Below are 22,698 nucleotides of genomic sequence, written 5' to 3'. Positions count from 1 at the left end.
TCAGCCTCCCGTTATAGCACCGAGAATATCCAGACTGTCGCCATCGGCTATTGGCGTGCTGGCGTACTGCGAGGCGCTGACGATGCGCTGATTCAGCGCCACCACAAACGCGCCCGACAACTGACAGCCGCCTTCGCCGGGCGCCGCCGGTTCGGCATAGCCGAAGGTCAGCAAGGCCTGCATTAAAGAGACAGTGTCAGTGTCGGCGTCTGCCGCCGGCGTCTGCCCCTGCAGAGCCACCAGCTCGGTGCTGCAGCCATTTAAATAAATGCGCATGTGGCCTCCTCGGCGGCGGGCAATGCCAGCGGCAGTTCAAATTCCTGCTGCAACCGCGTAAGCAACGCCGGCGCCAGTAAATAGCCGTGACGGAACAGGCCGTTAATGCGCAGCCCGCGACCACCGGGCACAAAGAATTCCTGCAGCAGCGCCTGATGGTCCGGCAGGGCCGGACGCAGGTTGGCCTCGAAGCTGAGAATGCGGGCTTCCGCCAGCGCCGGACTGAGGCAATAGAGCGCACTGAGCATTTCCAGCGCCGAGCGCACGCTCACCGGCGAGCGGTCTTCGCTGTCGATTTCGGTGGCGCCCAGAATGTAGCGCCAGCGCCCGGCACTGCCGCCCTTCGGTACCAGATACAGATGGTATTTCGGATGCAGCAGACGCACCGGACGCGTCAGCTGCACGTCGGATTCAATCCACAGCACTTCACCGCGCACACCGCGCAGGGCGGGCAGCACGGCGCGCGCACCGACACCACGACAGTCGAGCACCAGTTCGGCGGCCGGTAACTCGTGCACGGGCGCTGAAAATTCAAACTGAGCACCGTGTGCGCGCGCCGCTGCACGCAACGCCGGCAGCAGCGCGCGATTGTCGATGTGCGCCTCCTGCTTCAGCCAGAAGCCGGCACTGAACTGCTCGTTTAATGCAGGCTCCAGCACCTGAATGGCCTCGCCGCTCAGCGCCTGTACATCATCTTCGCCAGACTCAATGGCCGCCATGTCGCGGCGGAAACGCGCCAGCTCTGCGTGGTCAGCCGGATGCGCCACCACCAGACTGCCGAGCTGACCGTAGGTCACCTGAACACCACTGTCGGTGGCTAATTCAGCCAGCAATGCCGGCCACAATTGCAGCGACAACCGCCCGGCCTGAAACACAGATTCGCCGCACACCGACCGTTCCGCCCAGGGCGCCACCATGGCCGCAGCCGTGTGCGCCGCGGCGGCCGGAGTCTGCTCCGCGGAGGCTTCATACACCCGCACGCGGAAACCGGCCCGGGCCAGCCGCCACGCCAGCAGCGAGCCCATCAGGCCGGCGCCGGCAATAACGGCTTCTGGCTGATGGTCGCTCATGCCTCAGCCTCCTGATACAGACGGCTGCCCTGCGCACGGAACTCCTGCGCTTTTTCCTGCATATTTTCCTGAATGTCGTTGTGCATCGGTTGCGCGGATACCCCGGCGGATTCTGTCTGGGCAAAATCGCGCACTTCCTGCGAAATTTTCATCGAGCAGAATTTGGGCCCGCACATAGAGCAGAAATGCGCCAGCTTGTGGCCTTCTTTCGGCAGGGTTTCATCGTGATAAGCGCGGGCGGTGTCGGGGTCGAGGGCCAGATTAAACTGGTCGTTCCAGCGGAATTCGAAACGCGCTTTTGACATGGCGTTGTCGTGCAGCTGCGCCGCCGGATGACCCTTGGCCAGATCCGCAACGTGCGCGGCAATTTTGTAGGTAATTAAGCCCTGTTTAACGTCGTCTTTATTGGGTAAACCCAGATGCTCTTTCGGCGTGACGTAGCAGAGCATGGCGCAGCCATACCAGCCGATTAATGCCGCACCTATGCCCGACGTAAAATGGTCGTAACCCGGCGCGATATCCGTGGTTAAAGGCCCGAGTGTGTAGAACGGCGCTTCATGACAGTGCTCGAGCTGCAGTTCCATGTTTTCTTTAATCAAGTGCATGGGCACATGGCCCGGCCCTTCAATAAAGGTCTGCACATCGTGTTGCCAGGCGATCTTGGTTAACTCGCCCAGGGTTTTTAATTCGGCAAACTGCGCTTCGTCATTGGCGTCGGCCACTGAACCCGGACGCAGACCATCACCCAACGAGAAGCACACGTCGTAGGCTTTCATGATCGCGCAGATGTCTTCGAAATGGGTGTAGAGGAAATTCTCTTTATGATGCGCCAGACACCACTTCGCCATGATCGAACCACCACGACTGACAATACCGGTCACCCGGTTGGCGGTCAGCGGAATATGGGCCAGACGAACACCGGCGTGAATGGTGAAATAATCCACGCCCTGCTCAGCCTGCTCAATTAAGGTGTCGCGGTAAATTTCCCAGGTCAGGTCTTCGGCCACGCCGTTGCATTTTTCCAGCGCCTGATACAGAGGCACAGTACCAATCGGCACCGGCGAATTGCGGATAATCCATTCACGGGTTTCGTGAATATTGTCACCGGTCGACAGATCCATCACGGTATCGGCACCCCAGCGGGTGGCCCACACCATTTTTTCAACCTCTTCTTCAATGGATGAGGTCACCGCCGAATTGCCGATATTGGCGTTCACCTTGGTGCGGAAATTCCGGCCGATGATCATGGGCTCGGTTTCCGGGTGGTTAATATTGCACGGAATAACCGCGCGCCCGCGGGCAATTTCGCTGCGCACAAATTCCGGGGTAATTTCCGCCGGAATCGACGCACCAAAGCTCATACCGGGGTGCTGGCTTTTTTGCGCCTCATCGAGCTGAGCCCGGCTTAAGGCCAGATTTTCACGGATCGCCACGTATTCCATTTCCGGCGTAATAATGCCCTGCCGCGCATACCACAGCTGACTCACATTATTGCCGGCCAGCGCCCGGCGGGGTTTGCGTTTTAAATCGAAACGCAGTTTTTCCAGCGTCAGGTTCATGTCGCGGATGCGGGCGTATTCCGAACTGAATCCGCTTAACGCCTCGGTGTCGGCACGTTCGGCAATCCAACCGGCGCGCAGCGCAGGCAGACCTTTACGGACATCCAGACTGGCATGCGGGTCGGTATAAGGGCCAGAGGTGTCGTACACACGCACCGGCGCATTGGCTTCTTCCATGCCGTTGGCAAGACGGGTCGGACTCAGATGAATTTCGCGCAGCGCCACCTGAATATCCGGGCGGCTGCCCGCCACGCGTATTTTGTGGGAACCGGGGAATGGCTGCAGCGACAGCTCGCTCACCGAGAGTGAATCGCGTAATGCGCGGGTGTTTTGTTGTTTGCCCATGCTCAGTACCTTTTTGCAGTCCCTGAATGGCAGGCCCTCGGGCGTTGTCAGGGAAGAGAAAAAAACACGGCAGGCAGCGAAGAAAAGAAAAACCCTGAGCCACAGAAAGAAGATGCCTGAACAGGCGGTGGACAAGGTGGGCGGACCCGATTTTCTGTTCCCTACGCTGGCACTAACCAGATCAGGTTCAACGGGATCCGCCACTTGATGGCGATCTCAGCTCCTCAGAGGCTGCGTCAGCAGCCGGAGCACCCCGACAGAATCGAAGCGAGTCTATGCGGGAAAGGGGCCCGGAACAAGCCCCTGAAAAGAATTATTGACAGGTCACGCAGTCTCAGCGGGCGAGCAGAAAATGCGCCCGTGCCGTGGCGATCGGACTGGTGCGTTCCGTCTGCCAAGCGGTAATGGCCACGTTGGCCACGCGCGAGCCCTGACGCCACACCTGACATTCGGCGAAGGTGTCCTGATGACGGCCGGCGCGCAGATAGTCGAGGGAAAAATCGATCATTTTTGGCAGTGCCGGTGTGTTCATGGTCATCATCAGGTGCAGCGACGCCGACAACTCCATAAAGCCGCCGATCACGCCGCCATGAATGGCCGGCAGAATCGGGTTACCGATGTTGTCCGGATTTTTCGGCAGGTGGAATAACACGTCCTGACCAAAACGCTGGAACTTAAGGCCGATCAGCTGTGCGTAGGGAATGCTCTGCACCAGTGGCTGAAAATCGCCACTTTCCTGCGCCTGACGGATCACGGTTTCGAAAGTCATACGGCGTCTCCTGCTGACGGTTCATCCTGCTCGATGCGCGCGCGGAATTCCGCCGGCGTCATTTCCGGGCCAATGCGCATAAAGGCAGCCGCGCACTTGGCCACCAGATCACGGGCCTCACCTTCGCCCTGAAACACTTCACATTCCGTGAATACCACGCTGGAGGCGATACGGATGACACGCGCTTCCGCCAGCAGGTCGATGCCCGGCTCGGCGGCTTTCATGTAGTCCATACGCAGATCCAGCGTCGGGCACAGCTCAAAGCCCGGCAGCACAGAAAATACCGCGGTGCCGCAGGCCGTATCCATCAGGGTGGTCAGGCTGCCGCCGTGCACCGTGCCGTCCATCGGGTTGCCGACAATTTTGTCGCTGTACGGCAGACGCATCACCAGCGTGGTGCCTTCCATGCTTTCCACAGAAAGGCCCAGCACCTGACAATGACGCAAGGTTGCAACAAAGCGTTCTGCCCTTGTTTTCAGGGATAAAGTCATAACGTATTCACTCCGCCGGCAATGTGCCGTACAAAGGGGGCTGGCCATCAGCGTATGTCATCACGGGCCACTAAAGGGCGCCGTTATACCTGATCAGTCAGAATTAACAATGACCACTTAGCCGCAGGCAATTGGCATTAATGATCACACTATTGAATATGAGTGCGCAAATTAATCAAGCGCGCCACAATGCGCCAGCAAGTGCCACCGTTTAAACCGATTCACGTGGCCCTGCCTGTGACCCTTCAGCGGAGATTTCTATGAGTTTCGATCAATACCTTACCCAGGCCCGGCGTCAGGATGACCTCACCGTCACCGGCGACTGGGGTCAGGGACGCACCACCTTCGGCGGCCTGTCGGCCGCGCTGGCGCTGGCGCATCTGGAAGCCGGGGCCGGCGATAAAATCCTGCGCTCTGCCAACATCAGTTTCTGTGGCCCGCTGAAAACCGAAGCGCCGTGTACGCTTTCGAACCGTGTGCTGCGCGCCGGCAAATCCATCAGCCATGTGCAGGGCGAAGTCTGGCAGGACGACGCGCTCTGTACGCAGGTGAATGCCTGCTTCGGTGCTGAGCGTGAATCGGCCATCGAGGTGGCGCACCCGCCACTGAGCACAGGCGAAGCCGGTGCCGGTCAACGGCTGCCCTTCATTCCGGGCCTGACGCCGGAGTTTACCCGGCACATTGCGTTTTCCTACGTGGAGGGCGGCCTGCCCTTCAGCAACAGCAAGGCCAATCATATTAAGGGCTGGATGCGCTTTAACGAGGGCGATCAGACCATGACCAACGCCCACCTGCTGGCCCTGATTGACGCCTGGCCACCAACGCTGCTGCAGAAACTGAAGGGCTTTGCGCCTTGTGCCAGCGTTACCTGGAGCGTGGAGTTTGTTACCCCGCTGAATCAGATCGCGCCGCTGCAAAGCACCGACTGGCTGTGGTACGAAGCGGAAATCCGTCAGGCGCATCATGGCTACGGACACACGGAAGCCCGCATCAGCACCGCCGACGGTACCCTGCTGGCACTGAGCCGCCAACTGGTCGTGGTGTACGACGTCAAATAATCCGTCAGGCGCACCATGGCTTCGGACACACAGAAGCCCGCATCAGCACCGCCGACGGCACCCTGCTGGCTCTGAGCCGCCAACTGGTCGTGGTGTACGACGTCAAATAAGGGCATATGCCCTCACACGGGCAGCCCGACGGGCTGCCCCCTTTTTCCCACGCCACCTGATCCGCACCGGGTCTCTCGCCGGATCTATCTACGAGTCACGTTCCCTGTTTCCATCGCCGTCACAAGCCCGGCTTTCGTCCGCTGACAAGAGCGAAACCGGTAATGCGGGTCAGCGTTCGGATACGTAAGCCATTGGTTGCAGTTGTACAAAAAATCACGCGCACACACGCCACCGGCATTTGCTCAACAGGCCGGTGACAACTATTACTTAGTCATACCCATCCTGCGTTTAACCGATGACCGGCCATGACGATCAATGTACTGATTTGTGACGACTCCAGCTTTGCCCGCAAACAGATGGCGCGGGCTATGCCACCCGAGTGGGCGGTGGAAATTCACTTTGCGGCCGACGGCGTAGAAGGCGTTCAGGCCATCCGCGAAGGTCGCGGCGAAGTGGTGTTCCTCGACCTGACCATGCCCAACCTCGACGGCTACGGCGTACTCGAAACCATCCGCCGTGAAGACCTGCCGGCCATGGTGATTGTGGTGTCCGGTGATATTCAGCCCGATGCTCAGGACCGGGTGAAAAAGCTGGGGGCGATGGCGTTTATCAAGAAACCGATAGACGCCGACAAAGCCCGTCAGGTGCTTATTGAATTCGGTATTCTGACGGGGGCCTGATCATGACCATGTCCGCCAGCGCCGTTACCCTGAATGAAGATCAGCGCGACTGCTATCAGGAGCTGACCAACGTCGCCATGGGACAGGCGGCCGACCGTCTGGCCCGTTTGCTGGATGTGTACGTCGTACTGCCCATTCCCAAGGTGAATCTGATTGAAGCCAATGACCTGCGCATGGCCATTCAGGAAGTAGAAACCGACTCAAAAATTTCGGCTGTGTGTCAGGGCTTTATCGGCTCGGGCATTGCCGGCGAAGCCCTGTTGCTGTTTAACGACACCAGTTTCGGCGACCTGGCATCGCTGATGAATTTCACCGGCCAGATCGACCGGCATGTAGAGCTAGAACTTCTGATGGATGTGGGCTCACTGCTGATCGGTGCCTGTATTCAGGGCATCGGCGAGCAACTGGAAATTCACTTTAATCAGGGCCACCCGGTGGTACTGGGTCAGCATTGCCGCATTGAAGACCTGCTGAAAAACGGCAACAACGCCTGGAATAAAACACTGGCGATCGAGATTCACTACACCATGGAACACGTGAATATCGACTGCGATCTGTTGCTGCTGTTTACCGAAGATTCGGTGGCCAAGCTGAACAACAAAATCAATTATCTGCTGGATTAATTATGTCTGACTCGAATATCGAATTGGGTGATATCCACTGGCTGATGGCCATCCTGCAGAACATTGACGTAGGACTGGTGGTGCTCGACCGTAATTACAACATTCAGCTGTGGAACGGCTTTATGGAAAGCCACAGCGGCCTGTCGCCGCAAGTGGCGCGCGGCCAGAATCTGTTCGAGCAGTTCCGTGAAATTCCCAAAGACTGGTTCATTAAAAAAGCCGAGCCTGTTTTCCAGCTGAAAACCCGCACCTTCACCATCTGGGAACAACGGCCGTACCTGTTCCGTTTTAAAAATTACCGCCCGATCACCGGCCGTGCCTCGGTGATGTACCAGAACACCAGCCTGATTCCGCTGGAGTCGATCGACCGTAACGTTAATCATATCTGCCTGATTATTTACGATGTGACCGACATCGCCGTCAGCCGTGCCGACGCCCAGTCAGCGCAACAGACCCTGACCGATATGAACCGCATCGACGCCCTGACCGGTCTATGGACACGCGATCACTGGCTGAAAGAAGTGCAGCGCGAAGTGCGCCGCTGTCAGCGTTCGGTGCAGCCGAGTTCGCTGGTGATTTTTGATATCGATAATTTCCGCGCCATCAATGGCCAGGTCGGCCATGTCGTTGGCGATGAGATTTTAAAAACCCTGGCCGGCAGCATTCAGCAGACATTACGTGAAACCGATCTGGTCTGCCGTTATGGCGGCGAGGTGTTTGCGGCCCTGCTGGTCGATACCGATGACGAGGAAGCGCAGATCTTTGCCGAACGCATCCGTACCATGGCAGCCAACCTGAGTTTTACCGGTGCGCCGGATGTCACCATCGGCCTGAGTCTCGGTGTGGCCCGCGTGCAGCGCGATTTCAAAGACGCCGGCGACTGGCTGATGGCCGCCGACAAGGCCCTGTATCACGCCAAGCACAGCGGTGGTAACCGCACCAGTGTGTTCACCCCCGGCCACTGACGGCCCGCCATCACGGCCAGAATGACAAATCAGATCAGCATTTCTTGCCGACACCGATCTGACAGGTCACAATCGGTCTTATTTTCGCGTGAGTTTTCTCATGGCCGACCACCGCATTCACCGCCCGTTTATTGATGCCCCATTGCGCGGAGCCCTGCGTCTGGGCGTCAGCGCCGACCGTCTCTGGGCCCGCGCCGGGCTGAATCCAGAACTGCTCAGTAACCCCGACGCCGGCCTCGGCAGCTCAGATTACGCGCGCCTGATGGGCGTGCTGTGGCAGGAGTGCGACGACGAATTCATGGGCCTGGCGCCGGTACGCAGCCGCTACGGCACCTTCGCCATGATGTGCAAGGCCATCATCAGCTGTTCCTCGCTCGAACACGCCCTGCACAGAGCCCAGCGCTTTTATGCCCTGTTCGAAGGGGCGCCCAATATCCGCCTGATTCAGGACGAGCAGCTCACCCGGGTCGAGCTGGTGCAGGATACCAACACCGACCCCGACCACTTTCTCAGCGAATCCCTGCTGGTGATCTGGCACCGTCTGTCGAGCTGGCTCGTCGGTCAGGGCATTCCCCTGCTGCTGGTAGGTTGCAGTTATCCTGCGCCGCGCCACGCCGGCCTTTATCAGACCCTGTTCGCCACGCCGGTGCAGTTTGGTGAGGCCAGCAACTATCTGTTAATTCCGACCCGCGTGCTGTCACTGCCGATCAGCCAGACCCCGGCGTCGCTGCGCGCCTTTCTGCGCCATTCGCCAGCCGACATGCTGGCCCGGCCCAATCCCCATGAAAGCACCACCGGCAAGCTGCGCCAGCTGTTCCGCCGCTACGACATCAGCGAACTGCCGGATCTCGCTGCCAGCGCTAAGCTGCTGGGCGTATCGGGCGCCACCCTGCGCCGGCGCCTGCACGATGAACAGACGTCTTTCCAGAAACTGAAAGACGAATGCCGCCTTGAAGAAGCCAGTCTGCGTCTGGCGCAGCAGGACACCAGCATCCGCGACATCGCCGAACATCTGGGCTATACCGAAACCAGTACTTTCCATCGAGCCTTCCGTAAATGGATGGGCCTGACACCGGGCGAGTACCGGGCACAGCAACGCGGAGGCCAGTCTGGCGGTGAGATCTGAACGGGGATGCCTGATTCTGCTGCTCTGCTTTCTGTTGCAGGGGCTGCCCGCCCTGGCTGCCGAACCTCTGCTGCTGTCCGACATGTCGTCAGGCGCGCCCGTCGGCCGGCATTTGCAGATCTGGCATGAAACCACGCCATTGGCGGAGGGCGATTTCCCCCCGGCCGATGCGGTGTGGGAAACCAGTCTGGTGGATGTGCCCAACTTCGGTCTGGCCGATCACCCGGTATGGTTCCGGCTGACGGTGCACGCCGAACGCGACATGCGCGATCTGCTGGCCGTGATCGGCCTGCCGCTGCTCGACCGGGTGCAGATGTTCACCTTCTTCAACGGCCAGCCGTTGGCCGCGACCGAATTCGGCGATCACCTGCCCTATTCCCACCGGCCGATCGATCAGCGCGAATTTGTTGTGCCTTTGGGTCACACCGAACCCGGCGACTACCAGCTTGTGTTCCGGGTGACCGCCGGCGGCAGTCTGCAATTTCCGCTGGCGCTGTGGCACAGCGCCGACTACCAGCACAAGGCCACCAACGACTACATTCTGCTCGGTCTGTACGTCGGCTTTATCGCCTCGGTGGCCTTGTACAACGCCTTTATTTACGCCACCACGCGTGAACGTTACGCACTGGCGTTTGTGGGCCACATCCTGGGCTATCTCGGCTTTCTGGTGGCCCTGACCGGCATCGGTTTTCAGTATCTGTGGCCGGATAATCTCTGGATTCAGGAACGCAGCACCACGGTGTTTACCTCCATTGCGGCCCTGTTCGCCAGTCTGTTTGCGCGGGATTTTCTCGAACTCGACAAGCGCAAAAGCAAGGTGCTGCTGCACCTCAATACCCTGACGCTCCTCATCGGCAGCGCCATCATGTTTGCCTCGTTGTTTATGCACTACCAGACGTCCGTATCGGTGGCCATCAGCGGTACGCTGCTGCTCTGCGCGGTTACGCTGGTGATTGGTCTGGCGGCCATTGAACGCGATGCGCCGTCATCGCTGCTGTACATCGCCGGCTGGATAGGCCTGCTGATCGGTGTGATTCTGCATTCGCTGGCGAAGAAAGGCGCCATTCCGGTGACCGGCATGACCGCCAATGCCGCGCACATAGGCTCGGTGTGGATGGTCACCATGCACAGTCTGGGCATCGCCCTGCGCTTCCACGAGGCCAGACGCGAGTACCACAAAACCGAGCAACGCATGCTGGAAGCCCAGCGCGATTCCCTCAAAGCCCGTTATCTGGTGCAGGAAGCGGAGATCCGCCGCAAACGCACCGAAGCCGAGAACGAAGCCAAGTCGGCTTTTCTGGCCACCATGAGCCATGAAATCCGCACGCCGCTGAACGGCGTGCTGGGCATGGTGCAGTTGCTGGGCTCCACCCGGCTGGACCCTCAGCAGAAGCGCTGGCTGGACACCATCAGCAGTTCCGGTGAATCCCTGCTGACCATTGTGAATGACATTCTCGACCTGTCGAAAATGAGCTCGGGCCATCTGCAGCTCGATATTCAGGAGACCGATCTGCACCGGGTCGTACACGAATGCCTGCGCCTGTACGCCAGCACCGCCGAGCGCAAAGGGCTGCGCCTGATTGCCGATTTTCATCCGCCGCTGCACACCCGGGTCCGGACCGACCCTACCCGCCTGCGCCAGATTCTGAGCAACCTGCTCAGCAACGCCCTGAAATTCACCGAACGTGGCTTTGTCCGCGTCAGTGTCGATACCCGCGACGGGCAACTGCTGTTCTCGGTCAAAGACACCGGCATTGGCATACCTGAAGCCTTCCGCGACCGGGTTTTCTCGCATTTCAGTCAGGCCGATGCCTCCACCTCGCGCATGTACGGAGGCACCGGGCTCGGGCTGAGCATCTGCCGCCAGCTGTCGGAGCTGTTGGGCGGGCGCATTGAGTTTCAGAGTGAAGAAGGCGTGGGCACCGAATTTACGGTGACCTTGCCCGGCTGCGAGCCATCGGCGCCGCTGCGTCTGCCGGAGCCCGGCACCTTTGCCGTGCACCTGAGCAACGACGAGGAAACCCGGGTGGTCAGCGACTTCCTGACCGGGCTTGGGTACCGGGCCGTTTCTGCGCCCCCGACGAACGAACCCGCAGAACACGCGGCTGAACCGCTGTCGGTGGTGATCACCGACCAGACCGATGGCCGCCACGACCCGGCTACACAAGTGATCGCGTTGGTCGACGACCCGCTGCAAACCCTGCCGGTACAGCAGCAACTGCTGCGCCCGCTCAGCACCGCCGAGCTGCTGGCTGAGCTGACCGGCGAAGCCGTGCGAGAAGCACCCGAGCTGCACCATGCCAGCCTCAACCGGCCACTGCCCGATGCGCTCATCTGGGTGGCGGAAGATAATCTGGTGAACCAGAAAGTGATCAGTGGCCTGCTGCGCTTTATGGGCCTGAAGCACCGCCTGTTTGGCGATGGCCGCCAGATCTGCGATGCGTTTGCCGATGGCAACAACCTGCCCGACCTGATTCTGATGGACTGCGAAATGCCGGTGATGGACGGCTTCGACGCCACCCGCTGGTTACGCCAGCATGGCGGCGCTCAGTCCGCCGTGCCCGTGGTTGGCCTGTCGGCCCACGTACTCAGTGAATATCAGGACAAAGCCCGGGCCGCCGGCTTCGACGACTTCCTCAATAAGCCCATCGACCGCCAGCAGCTGCAACAGACGCTGGCTCACTGGCTGCATCAGGCGGAACTCAAACGTCACAGCCGCTGACGCCTGGCCTTTCGTTGCCACTGTCATACGCCTTTCACACAGCACTGCTGATAATCCGCCCAGCGAAGCCTGAACCGGAGACGATGGCATGTGGTGGCAAGAGGGAGTGATTTACCAGATTTATCCGCGCAGCTTTCAGGACAGCAACGGCGATGGTATCGGCGACCTGCAGGGACTGATTCAGCGGCTGGATTATCTGAACGACGGTACACCACAGTCGCTGGGCGTGGATGCCATCTGGCTGTCGCCGTTCTTTCCGTCACCGATGCACGACTTCGGTTATGACATCAGTGATTACTGCGCCATTGATCCTGTGTTCGGCGACATGGACGACTTCGACCAGTTGCTGGCCGAGGCCCACCGGCGCAATATCCGCCTGATTCTCGATCTGGTGGTCAACCACACGTCCGACGAACATCCCTGGTTCCGCGACAGCTGCACCCCGGGCTCGGCCAAGGCCGACTGGTATCTGTGGCACGAAGGCAAAACGCCGCCGAACAACTGGCTGGGTGCCTTTGGTGGCAAAGGCTGGACCTTTCATCCGCAACGCGGCGCCTGGTATTACCACTCCTTTTTACCGCAACAGCCGGACCTGAACTGGCGCAACCCGGCCGTACGCGCGGCGGTGCGCGACATCATGGCGTTCTGGCTCGACAAAGGCGTCGACGGCTTCCGGCTGGATGTGGTGAACCTGTACGTCAAAGATGCGCGCCTGCGCGACAATCCCACCCACTGGTTCCGCATTGCCCGCCCCTACGACCGTCAGCACCATCAGCACGACCGCGACCAGCAGGAACTGCACGCCATGTTGCATGAGATGCGCCGCTTCGTTGATCGCTGGCCACAACGCATGCTGGTTGGCGAAATCATGCTGGCGCCCGACGGCGACAGTCAGCTGCCGGCCACCTATTACGGCGACAACGACGAACTGCATCTGGCGTTTAATTTTGAATTTCTGCACTGCGACTTCAGCGCATCGGCGTTCCGCGATGTGATCGCGCGCTGGAGCCGAACACTGGGCGCCAGCAACTGGCCGGACTACACCTTATCGAACCACGATTTCCCGCGGCACGCCTCGCGCCATCGCGGACCGCAAAGCCGCGAGCGGCTGCGCCTGCTGGCCATGATGCTGCTGACCCTGCGCGGCACTCCGTTTCTGTATTACGGCGAAGAAATCGGCATGCCGGAACAGCCGGTCGCGCGGCGGCAGATGAAAGACCCGGTCGGTCTGCGCTACTGGCCACTGCATCCGGGCCGCGATGGCTGTCGCCGGCCGATGATGTGGTCGCAGGACCCGGACGCGTTCAGTGAGGGCAACAGCTGGCTGCCGAACGACCCGCTGGCGTGCACCAATGTTGAAGATCAGCAGTCCGACCCGGACAGTCTGCTGAGCTGGTACCGCACCCTGATTCACACCCGCAAAGCCCATGCGGCATTGCACAAGGGTGAACTGCGCTTGCTGGAGTGCGGTCATGACGTACTCGGTTACGAGCGCCACGAAGGCGAAGAAACGGTGCAGGTACTACTGAATTTTTCGATGGTCGAGCAGGCGGTAACGCTGAGCGGTACTTTCCCCGACAAGGACAGCAGCCTGCTGCTCAACAGTCAGAACGAAGCGCCGCAACGCACCGGCAACGCCCTGCGGCTGGCGCCGTTACAGGGCGTCGTTGTTCGCGCTAAGGGCTGATTCTGGCAGAGGTCCGGCCGCTCAGACGCGGTAATCGTGTGCCGGGTAGGTGCCGAGCACACGCACGTCGCGGGCGAAATAGCCCAGCTCCTCCAGTGCCAGCACCATGTTCGGCTGCGTCGGATGGCCCTGTATATCGACATGAAAATGGCTGGCTTCCATGGTGGCGCCGTCCATGTAGCTTTCGAGTTTCAGCAGGTTAACGCCATTGGTGGCGAATCCGCCCAGCGCTTTGTACAGGGCCGCCGGAATATTGCGCACCGAAAACAACAGGCTGGTGATGTACTCGACGCCGGTCTCGGGCATGGCATGTTCGGCGTCGCGGCTGAACACCAGAAAGCGTGTGGTATTGCCGATCACGTCCTGAAAATTCTCGTGCAGTATCTCAAGGCCATACAGCTCTGCCGCCAGCGCCGAGGCGATGCCCCCCCGCTGACGGTCCTGGCTGGCCGCAAGCCGGCGCGCCTCCATGGCGGTATCGACCGCAGCGACGGGCTTCATGCCCAGATTCACAATCCGCTGATGACACTGAGCCAGCGCCTGCGGGTGGGATGCCACTTCGTCGATGTCCGCCAGTATGACGCCGGGCAAGGCCAGCAGGCAGTGATTAATGGGTTCAAAATGCTCGGCAATCACAAACAGCGGTGTGCGCGGGATCAGGCGGTAAATTTCTTCGACGCGTCCGGCGGTGGAGTTCTCCAGCGGAATCATGGCACGCTCGCCAAAGCCGTTGGCCACCTGCTCCAGTGCGCTGACGAAATCGTCGCAGGCGATAGTTTCCCAGGCCGGAAAGACGCGGCGGCAGGCCAGATGCGAATAAGCGCCGGCCGTTCCCTGATAGGCCACCCGGCCGACGGTTTCCTGTTGCATAACACCTCCTGTGGTCTGATGTTCGCTGAACGCCTGATTGCACCCTATGTGTGCACGATCGGCTGACGACGCCAACGCGCACCATGATGGTGCTTATCTGTACTATTCATGGAGGATCATTGTCGCAGGCTCTACCGCCCCGTCGCCCTGACCTGCCTCAAGCCCGTTACCCTGACACGCCACACGGGAGCGGCCATTGCACACAACTGGCACAATGTCTGCTCTGTTCAGTGTAACCCTCAGACAAACAACAGGACTGAAGGTGAGATGCAGGAAGCATCACAGAGGAGCAGTGTATGGCACTTTTATGGCCGAACGATTTACCGCGCAACTCAGCGGGCAATTCAGCGGGCAATTCAGCAGGCAATTCAGCGGAAACGTCACCGGACTACTTGCCGGATGACACACCGCAGGCTGACGGACCCGGCAGGCTGACGGGCCACCAGCAACTGACAGAACAGATTCTGCAAGCGGCCCCCTTTGCCGGTTTCGACCGCCTGCCCGACGCCTGGCGGGCACAATGGCCGTCCGTGTGGGCGCCGCTGGCCGCGCACATCGCCCTGCAGAAACAGCGCCGGAACGCGTTCGTGATCGGCATTCACGGAGGCCAGGGATCGGGCAAATCAACCCTGAGTCAGGCGCTGGCAGCACTGTTCCGTCAGGTGTTCAACTGGCAGGTGGTCGTGCTGTCGATCGACGACTTGTATCTGCCCCATGCCGAACGTCAGCAGCTGGCCCGCGCGGTTCATCCCTTGCTGGCCACCCGTGGAGTGCCTGGCACCCATGACGCCCCACTGGGTATCCGTTTGCTTTCGCAGCTTAAGCAGCTGCAATCGGGTGATAGCCTCCAGATTCCTGCCTTCGATAAAGCCTCCGACGATCGTTTAGCGCAGGATCGCTGGCACGCCGTTCAGGGCCCGGTCGATCTTGTGCTGTTCGAAGGCTGGTGTGTTGGCTGTCGTGCCGTCGCGGCTGACCGTCTGGCAACACCGGTTAATGCGCTGGAGGCTGACGAAGACCGCGACGGACAGTGGCGCAGTTGGGTAAACGCGCAGCTGGCGGGCACCTACCACGCCTGGTTCCGCGAGATCGACGAACTCATCATGCTCAAAGTACCGGACATGTCCGCCGTGCTCGACTGGCGCGGCCAGCAGGAACAGGGCAACCGGCAGGCAGCCACCGGCACGGGCCCTGACCGGTCAATGGATAAAGCCGCCCTGCAGCGCTTTATTCAGCATTACCAGCGCTTAACCGAGCAAGCCCTGAGCGATATGCCGGGCTGGGCTGACGTGGTGTTGGAACTCAATCACGACCATCAGGTCGACCTTATCAGGCTCGGTAACCACGACGGAGGTGACCTGTGAATCAACTTCCCCTGATCGTTATTACGGATCTCGACGGTACCCTGCTCGATCATAAAACCTACGAGTTCCGCGCGGCACAGCCGGCACTATCATGCCTGCGCCAGATGAAAATCCCGTGCATTTTAAACAGCAGTAAAACCTTCGACGAAATGCTGGGCCTGCGCGAACGCCTGCAGAATAAAGACCCGTTTGTCTGCGAAAACGGCGGTGCTGTGTTTGTCCCCCGCGACCCGGGACACGGCTTCAACAGTGAAGTTACCGGCTCAAGCTACAACAGCATTCTGAAAGTGCTGCATCAACTGCGCACACAGGGCTTTCACTTCCGTGGCTTCAACGACATGACCGCCACCGAAGTAGCGGCCATGACCGGCTTGTCGACCGACGACGCGGAACTGGCGCGGCGCCGTAATGCTTCTGAACCCATCATCTGGCAGGACGCGCCGGAACGCCTCGACGAATTTGCCAGCGCCCTGTCCTGCCACAATTTGCGCCTGTTAAAAGGCGGCCGCTTTTACCACGTGATGGGCATGAACGATAAATCCGAAGCCATCACCTTTTTCCGCGATTATTACCGCAATCACTGGCAACAGGAGATTAAAGTCATCGCCATAGGCGACAGCGACAATGATCTGGCCATGCTCGAAGCGGCCGATTTTCCCATCGTCATTCCCGGCGAAAACGCCACCCTGACCCCCGCCAACCCCGCTGCCATTATCGCGGCCTGCAAAGGCCCACAGGGGTTTAACGACGCGCTGCTTGCGCTGCTGAAAACCATTGGAAAGGAACAACGCCATGGCTGATTTTTACCAGAACGGCATCATCACCACCCTGCACAATCTGACCGACCGTCCGCTGGATGATCTGGAAAAAGAACTCATCAGCTTTTCCAGACTGCGGCCAATGGGGCTGGTGTTGCCGTCGCTGTTTTCAGAACTGCAGGGCCCGGCCCTTGGCAATATCATTGCCGACGTCGCCCGTGTGCCGTATCTGAATGAAATTGTGATCGGTCTCGACCGGGCCAACGAAAACGAATACCGCCACGCCCGCGAATTTTTCAGCCAGCTGCCACAGCACCACCGCATTCTGTGGAACGACGGCCCGCGTCTGCGCAAAATCGACGCGCTGCTCGAAGCCGAAGGGCTCGCGCCGAAAGAAATGGGCAAAGGGCGTAATGTCTGGTACTGCTACGGCTATGTGCTGGCCAGTGGCCGCGCCGAAGCGGTGGCGCTGCACGATTGCGACATTGTCACCTACGACCGCAGCCTGCTGGCGCGGCTGATTTATCCGGTGGCCAACCCGAATTTCAATTATGAGTTCGCCAAAGGTTATTACGCCCGCTTAGCCGAGCAAAAACTGAATGGCCGCGTCAGCCGCCTGCTGGTCACGCCGCTGATCCGCGCACTGAAAAAGGTGTATGGCTCGCTCGATTTTCTCGAATACCTCGACAGTTTCCGTTACCCGCTGTCCGGCGAATTTTCGATGCGCGCGGATGTTCTGAACGACATCCGCATCCCGTCAGACTGGGGGCTGGAAATCGGCGTGCTGTCGGAAATGAAACGCAACTATTCGACCAACCGTATCTGCCAGGTCGATATTGCCGACGTCTACGACCACAAGCATCAGCCGCTGTCCGAAGAAGATGCGACCCGTGGCTTGTCGAAAATGAGCACCGATATCTGCAAAGCCATTTTCCGCAAGCTCGCCACCCAAGGTGAAGTATTCACCAGCGAAACCTTCCGCAGCATCAAAGCCACGTATTTCCGTATTGCCCTCGATTTTATTGAAACCTACTACAACGATGCGCGCATGAATGGCCTGACACTGGACCGCCATGCCGAAGAAAAAGCGGTAGAACTCTTTGCCGAAAATATTATGAACGCCGGCGAACACTTTCTCGCCAATCCGATGGAAACGCCGTTTATTCCGAGCTGGAACCGGGTGATTTCTGCGGTACCAGACATTCTCGACCGGCTGTACGAAGCGGTGGAAGAAGATAACGCCTGACAGCAGGCATTATAAAAGCAAAATATGGAAACGGCCCTTATGAAGGGCCGTTTCTGTTATTGCAGCGTGGGCTTGCTTTCAGGGTTCAGAAGGTAGCGTCAGCCACACCGTCTGATAGGGTGCCAGCACCAGCTCACCTTCCATACGGTCTTCATTCAGCGCCAGAACATCCACCAGCCCGGATGGCAGAAATCCGAGCACATCCAGCGGTAAGCGCAGCAAGCGCTCGGTGACATTAGACACCGCAAACAGGGTTTGCTCAGCGCAGGAGCGCTTGTTAATGAACAGGTCGGAATTGATTTTAATGATGTCCTGCCGCGCATCCGGATGAAACGCCGGCTGCGCGCAACGGATGCGCAACATACGCCGTAATTCATTGAATACTTCGGCCTGCGGCGTCACCGGATTATTCAGCAGGCATTCCAGTTCACTTTTATCCCAGACGCGGCGATTAATGGAACGCGTGCGGCCGGTACGCTCCACATGGTCAAGATCGTTGGGGGTGGCCAGCAGGCTGTGAATGTACACGGCCGGAATCCCCTGCATAGCGAGCATGATGGCCTGCGCACACAGAAACCGCTGCACCTGAAAATGATCCGGGCCGCGGCGTGTGCCCATGCAGGCATCAAACAGGCTGATATTGATTTCATACGGACTCTGACTGCCATCCGGATTGGCTTTCATGCTGACAAAACCACCGAAGCGGTGCATGCAGTCAATCAGATCCTGCACTTCCCGTTCCGGCAGAACACCCTCCACCGGGCGCACACCAATGCCGTCGTGCGAGGCAGAAAAATTCAGATAGGTACAACCGGCCGGCAGCGGCGGAATACCGCCCGCCCAGTCGGTGAGGTAGGCCGACGTGCCACGGTTTAACGCGTGCAGTAACAGTGGCGGCAGGCCAAACTGATACACCATGTGCGCTTCATCACCCTGACCGAAATAGCTTAAATTTTCGGCCACCGGCACATTGGTTTCGGTGATCAGCACGGTGCCCGGTGCACAGTAATCCACCACATCGCGCAACAGACACACGACCTGATGCGTTTCGTTCAGATGAATGCAGCGCGTGCCAATGGTTTTCCATAAATAGGCGATGGCATCCAGACGGATAAAGCGCGCACCGCGTTCGATATACAGCAGCAGAATACGCACAAATTCGAGTAACACATCCGGGTTCGCAAAATTCAGGTCAATCTGATCTTCGCTGAAGGTTGCCCACACGTGGCGCACACCACGGTGCGTGTGAACCGGCGTCAGCAAGGGCGTATTGCGCGGACGCGTAACCAGCGACACATCGGTCGTAGGGTCGACTTCAATAAAATACCCACTGTAAGGCTCGTGATTGCCGACGTAATCAACAAACCACAGATTCTCGCGCGAGCAATGGTTAATCACCAGATCAACCATCAGATCAAATTCACCGGCAATACGGCCGATATCGTCCCAGTTTCCCAGATCCGGATTGACCTGATAATAATCAATGACGGAAAAACCGTCGTCAGAGCTGAAGGGAAAAAACGGCAGAATATGCACATTGCCCAGCACACCACGCAGATGTTCGTGCAAAAAGGTGCTTAATGTCTGCAGCGGTACTTCACCCGTGTGCTGAATGCTGTTGCCGTAGGTGATCAGAATGGCGTCCTGCTCGCTCCACAAACGGGAGCCTGCAAGCCGGGACTGGTCCAGCAGCGGCTGGCACAGGCGCTCAATCTGCTGGGCCAGCAGCTGCGTATCCTGTGGCTGGGATGGGTCGTGATAAATGCGGTTAAGTCGTTGGCTGATCCTGTGCTGAAACGACATCGGCATGAGGTTTCCTATCCGGCAATGGCTAATGCCGAAATGGTTTGCCAATTCCGTGCCGAAACCGCCTCCGCCGGCGTCAGCCAGCTGCCCCCCACAGCAAACACATTTTTCTGCTCTAAATAGTCGCGGTAATTTTCCTGCGCTATGCCGCCGGTCGGACAAAATTTAACGTCGCCAAAGGGGCCGGCAAACGCCTTCAGCATGGCAATACCACCGGCCGGCGCGGCCGGGAAAAACTTCTGATAGCGGAAACCTGCCTCACGCGCCTGCATCACATCACTCGGTGTGGCGACGCCGGGCAAATAAGGGCCGCCCCAGTTGGCCGCACAGCGCAGTAAATCCGGACTGGAACCCGGACTTACCACAAACTCTGCGCCCTTTTTCAGGGCATCTTCCATCTGATGTGCACTGGTCACAGTACCCACACCGACTATTGCGCCGGGCACGTCTTTTTTGATGGCCGCAATCGCCTCCAGACCATGCTGAGTGCGCAGCGTAATTTCCAGCAAACGGACACCACCGTCGACCAGCGCTTTGGCCATTGGCACCGCCTCCTCCGGGTCGTTAATGACGATGACAGGAATAAGGGGTTTTGCACGTTCCAGCCATAAATCCCACAGCATTGCAGTCTCCTTGTCGAATTATTCCCAGCCAATGGATACAGCGCCTTCATCCGCCCGGGTCACCAGCGTGCGGAAGCCACTGAACAGCTCCCGGCCAACGCCGACAGCGTCGGCAGGATCGGGAGTCAGCGCCACGGCTGCGCGCTGCATAAAGTCGTCGGCCAGCACCGTCAGTTCGCCGCGATGCCCGTCGAGGCGGATTAGGTCACCGTCCTGTACGCGGGCGATGAAGCCGCCTTTTGACGCTTCGGGGCACACATGAATCGCCGCCGGCACTTTGCCGGAGGCACCGGACAAACGGCCATCGGTGACCAGGGCAACCTGATGCCCGGCATCCTGTAAATTGGTCAGCGCCGGCGTCAGCTGGTGCAGCTCTGGCATGCCATTGGCACCCGGTCCCTGCCCCACCAGCACCACCACCACATCACGATTCAGCTCGCCAGCCTTGTAAGCACTGAGAACCGCAGCCTGCGTGCGGAACACCCGCGCCGGCGCTTCAATCACCCAGCGGTCATCGGGCACCGCCGACACTTTCATAATGGCGCGGCCCAGCGGACCATTGAGCACTTTCATGCCACCTTCGCGCATAAACGGCGCATGGGCCGGCGCGAGCACTGTGAGGTCCAGGCTTTCAGCCACCGCCGGGCGCCAGCCGAGCGTGCCTTCTGCGGTTATGTACGGCTCTTTCTCATAATGCGCCAGTCCGGTGCCCATGATGGTGTTCACATCGCTGTGCAGCAGGCCGGCCGCCGATAATTCGCGGATCAGATACGGCATGCCACCCGCCCGCTGAAACGCATTGATGTCGGCTTTGCCATTGGGATAAACACGGGCCAGCAAAGGAACGATATCCGACAGATCGGCCATGTCCTGCCAGTCGAGTTCAATGCCGGCCATGCGTGCAATCGCGACCAGATGAATACTGTGATTGGTAGAACCGCCGGTAGCCAGCAACCCCACCACCGCATTCACCAGCGTGCGCTCGTCCACCAGCTGACCAATGGGCATAAAACCCGGCTCAAGCGCGGTGAGCTGACCAACTTTTTCTGCCGCCGCCGCGGTCAGTAATGGCCGCAGCGGGTCCCCCGGATTCACAAAAGAGGAGCCCGGTAATTGCAGCCCCATAATTTCCATCAGCATCTGATTGGAATTGGCGGTGCCATAAAACGTGCAGGTGCCCTCGCTGTGATAAGAGGCCATTTCGCTGGCCAGCAATTCATCACGGTCGATGCTGCCGGCCGCATACGCTTGCCGCACTTTGGCTTTTTCGCTGTTGCTGATGCCGGATGGCATGGGGCCGGCCGGGACAAACACCGCCGGCAAATGACCGAAGCGCAACGCTGCCATGAGCAGACCGGGAACAATTTTGTCGCAAATACCCAGCAATAAGCTGCCATCAAACACCTGGTGCGACAGCGCCACGGCGGTACTCAGGGCAATGACATCACGGCTGAACAACGACAGCTCCATACCGGTCTGTCCCTGAGTGACACCATCGCACATGGCCGGTACACCACCAGCCATTTGCCCGATGTGGCCCTGTACTGCCAGCGCTGCTTTTAATTGTTCGGGATAATGGCGATAAGGCGCGTGGGCCGACAGCACATCGTTATAGGCGTTAATAATCGCAATATTCGCGGCGCGATGGTTCTGGCGCAGGATCATTTTTTCGCCGTCGCCGGCTGCGGCATACGTGTGTGCCTGATTGGTACAACTGAGCCCTTCACGCACGGGGCCTGAGCTGGCCGCCTGCCGGACTTGCGCCAGATATTGAGCGCGGCTTCGGCTGCTGCGTTGACGTATTCGTTCGGTGATGGCCAGAATCTGGGGATGCATAGTTCAGCCTTCTGTGCGGTAAATACTCAGTGGCACCGCCGACTGAGACAACAAAGTGCGGACCGGCATAGCAGCACGGTCGGCCAGACCTTCGGCCTGTTTCGCCTGCAGGAATACCGCGTTTTTATCCGCGCCCTCAAAATGCAGAAACAGATGACGGCAGGCGGCCAGAAAACTCCAGGTCAGGCTCATGCGCTGTGGCATGACCGGCGCATCCGTTACCGGGCAGCAACGGGCGTTACCGGATTCGCTGAGCAGAGCCGGCAGCGCTTTCGAGCCTGGAAACCAGCTGGCGGTATGGCCGTCCAGGCCGAGCCCAAGCACGGCATAATCCAGCCGCACAATCTGTTCCTGCAGGGCATTTTCACAGGCCATAAAACCGTCCACCGGATTGGCAGCCTTATTTTTCAGCGGCAAAAAATAGGCGCTGGCCGCGTTATTTTTCAGCAGATGATTTTTCACTAATGCGGCATTGCTGGCGTCGTGGGTGTCGTCTACCCAGCGGTCGTCAACCAGCGTAATCAGCACTTTGTCCCAGGGTAAAACTTCCTGCGCCAGCGCCTCAAAAAATGCCACGGGGGTACTGCCGCCACTGACCGCCACGCATACGCGGCCACGCAGTTCGATGCTTTTTCGCATCCGTCCGGCCAGATCACCGGCCAGCTGCCGGGCCAGCGTGGCGCCATCATCAAAGCGAAGATCCTGCATAGTGC

Annotated in this window: 21 protein-coding genes and 1 riboswitch; of the genes, 11 read left to right on the top strand and 10 right to left on the bottom strand. The window is 59.2% G+C overall.

Going from position 1 to position 22,698, the window contains the following annotated elements; genetic code table 11:
- The 5 genes from thiS to ACQUQU_RS04480 form a co-directional block, all read right to left on the bottom strand.
- The gene (thiS, locus tag ACQUQU_RS04500; RefSeq protein WP_430462052.1) at nt 1-276 is read right to left on the bottom strand and encodes a sulfur carrier protein ThiS; all 276 of its coding nucleotides are present in this window, start codon (nt 274-276) and stop codon (nt 1-3) included.
- The gene (locus ACQUQU_RS04495) at nt 261-1,346 is read right to left on the bottom strand and encodes an FAD-dependent oxidoreductase (protein WP_430462051.1); all 1,086 of its coding nucleotides are present in this window, start codon (nt 1,344-1,346) and stop codon (nt 261-263) included. The genes thiS and ACQUQU_RS04495 overlap by 16 nt, the downstream gene beginning before the upstream one ends.
- The gene (gene thiC, locus ACQUQU_RS04490) at nt 1,343-3,250 is read right to left on the bottom strand and encodes a phosphomethylpyrimidine synthase ThiC (protein ID WP_430462050.1); all 1,908 of its coding nucleotides are present in this window, start codon (nt 3,248-3,250) and stop codon (nt 1,343-1,345) included. The genes ACQUQU_RS04495 and thiC overlap by 4 nt, the downstream gene beginning before the upstream one ends.
- A gap of 141 nt (nt 3,251-3,391) precedes the next feature.
- A riboswitch (TPP riboswitch) is annotated at nt 3,392-3,516 on the bottom strand.
- A 68-nt stretch (nt 3,517-3,584) separates the two neighbouring features.
- The gene (locus tag ACQUQU_RS04485) at nt 3,585-4,019 is read right to left on the bottom strand and encodes a PaaI family thioesterase (protein ID WP_430462049.1); all 435 of its coding nucleotides are present in this window, start codon (nt 4,017-4,019) and stop codon (nt 3,585-3,587) included.
- On the bottom strand, nt 4,016-4,510 hold the full coding sequence (locus tag ACQUQU_RS04480) for a PaaI family thioesterase (RefSeq protein WP_430462048.1): 495 nt from the start codon (nt 4,508-4,510) through the stop codon (nt 4,016-4,018). Before ACQUQU_RS04480 ends, ACQUQU_RS04485 begins: the two co-directional genes overlap by 4 nt.
- 260 nt (nt 4,511-4,770) lie before the next feature.
- Between ACQUQU_RS04480 and ACQUQU_RS04475 the strand changes: the two genes are divergently transcribed.
- The 8 genes from ACQUQU_RS04475 to ACQUQU_RS04440 all read left to right on the top strand — a co-directional run bounded on the left by ACQUQU_RS04475 (nt 4,771) and on the right by ACQUQU_RS04440 (nt 13,482).
- The gene (locus ACQUQU_RS04475) at nt 4,771-5,568 is read left to right on the top strand and encodes an acyl-CoA thioesterase (RefSeq protein WP_430462047.1); all 798 of its coding nucleotides are present in this window, start codon (nt 4,771-4,773) and stop codon (nt 5,566-5,568) included.
- Nucleotides 5,565-5,678 carry a hypothetical protein gene (locus tag ACQUQU_RS04470; protein ID WP_430463013.1) on the top strand — a complete coding sequence of 38 codons (114 nt, stop codon included), beginning with the start codon at nt 5,565-5,567 and terminating at the stop codon, nt 5,676-5,678. Before ACQUQU_RS04475 ends, ACQUQU_RS04470 begins: the two co-directional genes overlap by 4 nt.
- A 306-nt stretch (nt 5,679-5,984) precedes the next feature.
- A complete protein-coding gene (locus tag ACQUQU_RS04465) occupies nt 5,985-6,359 on the top strand; it encodes a response regulator (protein WP_430462046.1) in 375 nt (124 codons plus the stop codon).
- 2 nt (nt 6,360-6,361) lie between these two features.
- Entirely contained in the window at nt 6,362-6,982 is a 621-nt protein-coding gene (locus tag ACQUQU_RS04460; protein WP_430462045.1) for a histidine kinase, read from the top strand.
- A 2-nt stretch (nt 6,983-6,984) separates the two neighbouring features.
- Complete coding sequence (locus ACQUQU_RS04455) at nt 6,985-7,947, top strand: diguanylate cyclase (RefSeq protein ID WP_430462044.1); 963 nt, start codon at nt 6,985-6,987, stop codon at nt 7,945-7,947.
- Nucleotides 7,948-8,047: 100 nt separating this feature from the next.
- On the top strand, nt 8,048-9,073 hold the full coding sequence (locus ACQUQU_RS04450; RefSeq protein WP_430462043.1) for an AraC family transcriptional regulator: 1,026 nt from the start codon (nt 8,048-8,050) through the stop codon (nt 9,071-9,073).
- Nucleotides 9,063-11,795 carry a 7TM diverse intracellular signaling domain-containing protein gene (locus ACQUQU_RS04445; RefSeq protein ID WP_430462042.1) on the top strand — a complete coding sequence of 911 codons (2,733 nt, stop codon included), beginning with the start codon at nt 9,063-9,065 and terminating at the stop codon, nt 11,793-11,795. The genes ACQUQU_RS04450 and ACQUQU_RS04445 overlap by 11 nt, the downstream gene beginning before the upstream one ends.
- 88 nt (nt 11,796-11,883) lie before the next feature.
- On the top strand, nt 11,884-13,482 hold the full coding sequence (locus ACQUQU_RS04440) for an alpha-amylase family glycosyl hydrolase (protein ID WP_430462041.1): 1,599 nt from the start codon (nt 11,884-11,886) through the stop codon (nt 13,480-13,482).
- A 21-nt stretch (nt 13,483-13,503) separates the two neighbouring features.
- Here ACQUQU_RS04440 and ACQUQU_RS04435 read toward each other — a convergent pair whose 3' ends face one another.
- The gene (locus ACQUQU_RS04435) at nt 13,504-14,352 is read right to left on the bottom strand and encodes a prephenate dehydratase (RefSeq protein WP_430462040.1); all 849 of its coding nucleotides are present in this window, start codon (nt 14,350-14,352) and stop codon (nt 13,504-13,506) included.
- Between the two features lie 296 nt (nt 14,353-14,648).
- Here ACQUQU_RS04435 and ACQUQU_RS04430 point away from each other — a divergent pair, with 296 nt between their 5' ends.
- From ACQUQU_RS04430 to ACQUQU_RS04420, 3 genes are read left to right on the top strand one after another with little or no spacing between them, the layout of a single operon-like run.
- Nucleotides 14,649-15,716, top strand: coding sequence for a hypothetical protein (locus tag ACQUQU_RS04430; protein WP_430462039.1), 1,068 nt, complete (start codon nt 14,649-14,651; stop codon nt 15,714-15,716).
- A complete protein-coding gene (locus ACQUQU_RS04425) occupies nt 15,713-16,516 on the top strand; it encodes an HAD-IIB family hydrolase (protein WP_430462038.1) in 804 nt (267 codons plus the stop codon). The genes ACQUQU_RS04430 and ACQUQU_RS04425 overlap by 4 nt, the downstream gene beginning before the upstream one ends.
- Nucleotides 16,509-17,720: a glycosyl transferase gene (locus tag ACQUQU_RS04420; RefSeq protein WP_430462037.1), complete on the top strand. Its 1,212-nt coding sequence runs from the start codon at nt 16,509-16,511 to the stop codon at nt 17,718-17,720. The genes ACQUQU_RS04425 and ACQUQU_RS04420 overlap by 8 nt, the downstream gene beginning before the upstream one ends.
- Nucleotides 17,721-17,798: 78 nt before the next feature.
- Here the strand turns inward: ACQUQU_RS04420 and ACQUQU_RS04415 are convergent, their stop codons facing one another.
- The 4 genes from ACQUQU_RS04415 to pgl are packed head-to-tail and all read right to left on the bottom strand — an operon-like array spanning nt 17,799 to nt 22,693.
- Nucleotides 17,799-19,529 carry a sugar phosphorylase gene (locus tag ACQUQU_RS04415; RefSeq protein WP_430462036.1) on the bottom strand — a complete coding sequence of 577 codons (1,731 nt, stop codon included), beginning with the start codon at nt 19,527-19,529 and terminating at the stop codon, nt 17,799-17,801.
- Between the two features lie 8 nt (nt 19,530-19,537).
- On the bottom strand, nt 19,538-20,149 hold the full coding sequence (gene eda, locus ACQUQU_RS04410) for a bifunctional 4-hydroxy-2-oxoglutarate aldolase/2-dehydro-3-deoxy-phosphogluconate aldolase (RefSeq protein WP_430462035.1): 612 nt from the start codon (nt 20,147-20,149) through the stop codon (nt 19,538-19,540).
- An 18-nt stretch (nt 20,150-20,167) separates the two neighbouring features.
- Nucleotides 20,168-21,985: a phosphogluconate dehydratase gene (edd, locus tag ACQUQU_RS04405; RefSeq protein WP_430462034.1), complete on the bottom strand. Its 1,818-nt coding sequence runs from the start codon at nt 21,983-21,985 to the stop codon at nt 20,168-20,170.
- A 3-nt stretch (nt 21,986-21,988) separates the two neighbouring features.
- Nucleotides 21,989-22,693 carry a 6-phosphogluconolactonase gene (gene pgl, locus ACQUQU_RS04400; protein WP_430462033.1) on the bottom strand — a complete coding sequence of 235 codons (705 nt, stop codon included), beginning with the start codon at nt 22,691-22,693 and terminating at the stop codon, nt 21,989-21,991.
- Nucleotides 22,694-22,698 lie beyond the last annotated feature (5 nt).

The organism is Thalassolituus sp. LLYu03, from assembly GCF_050507655.1.
In the GTDB taxonomy this organism is placed as follows: Bacteria; Pseudomonadota; Gammaproteobacteria; order Pseudomonadales; family Oceanobacteraceae; genus Venatoribacter.
Note: the sequence above shows the minus strand (reverse complement) of the source record. Positions and strands in the feature narration are given on the sequence as shown.

Coding starts and splice junctions, on each gene's coding strand:
- ACQUQU_RS04420 (WP_430462037.1), top strand. CDS start 16,509: ATGGCTGATTTTTACCAGAACGGCATCATCACCACCCTGCACAATCTG.
- thiS (WP_430462052.1), bottom strand. CDS start 276: ATGCGCATTTATTTAAATGGCTGCAGCACCGAGCTGGTGGCTCTGCAG.
- ACQUQU_RS04415 (WP_430462036.1), bottom strand. CDS start 19,529: ATGCCGATGTCGTTTCAGCACAGGATCAGCCAACGACTTAACCGCATT.
- ACQUQU_RS04480 (WP_430462048.1), bottom strand. CDS start 4,510: ATGACTTTATCCCTGAAAACAAGGGCAGAACGCTTTGTTGCAACCTTG.
- thiC (WP_430462050.1), bottom strand. CDS start 3,250: ATGGGCAAACAACAAAACACCCGCGCATTACGCGATTCACTCTCGGTG.
- ACQUQU_RS04430 (WP_430462039.1), top strand. CDS start 14,649: ATGGCACTTTTATGGCCGAACGATTTACCGCGCAACTCAGCGGGCAAT.
- ACQUQU_RS04465 (WP_430462046.1), top strand. CDS start 5,985: ATGACGATCAATGTACTGATTTGTGACGACTCCAGCTTTGCCCGCAAA.
- eda (WP_430462035.1), bottom strand. CDS start 20,149: ATGCTGTGGGATTTATGGCTGGAACGTGCAAAACCCCTTATTCCTGTC.
- ACQUQU_RS04485 (WP_430462049.1), bottom strand. CDS start 4,019: ATGACTTTCGAAACCGTGATCCGTCAGGCGCAGGAAAGTGGCGATTTT.
- ACQUQU_RS04450 (WP_430462043.1), top strand. CDS start 8,048: ATGGCCGACCACCGCATTCACCGCCCGTTTATTGATGCCCCATTGCGC.
- pgl (WP_430462033.1), bottom strand. CDS start 22,693: ATGCAGGATCTTCGCTTTGATGATGGCGCCACGCTGGCCCGGCAGCTG.
- ACQUQU_RS04455 (WP_430462044.1), top strand. CDS start 6,985: ATGTCTGACTCGAATATCGAATTGGGTGATATCCACTGGCTGATGGCC.
- ACQUQU_RS04435 (WP_430462040.1), bottom strand. CDS start 14,352: ATGCAACAGGAAACCGTCGGCCGGGTGGCCTATCAGGGAACGGCCGGC.
- edd (WP_430462034.1), bottom strand. CDS start 21,985: ATGCATCCCCAGATTCTGGCCATCACCGAACGAATACGTCAACGCAGC.
- ACQUQU_RS04495 (WP_430462051.1), bottom strand. CDS start 1,346: ATGAGCGACCATCAGCCAGAAGCCGTTATTGCCGGCGCCGGCCTGATG.
- ACQUQU_RS04460 (WP_430462045.1), top strand. CDS start 6,362: ATGACCATGTCCGCCAGCGCCGTTACCCTGAATGAAGATCAGCGCGAC.
- ACQUQU_RS04440 (WP_430462041.1), top strand. CDS start 11,884: ATGTGGTGGCAAGAGGGAGTGATTTACCAGATTTATCCGCGCAGCTTT.
- ACQUQU_RS04475 (WP_430462047.1), top strand. CDS start 4,771: ATGAGTTTCGATCAATACCTTACCCAGGCCCGGCGTCAGGATGACCTC.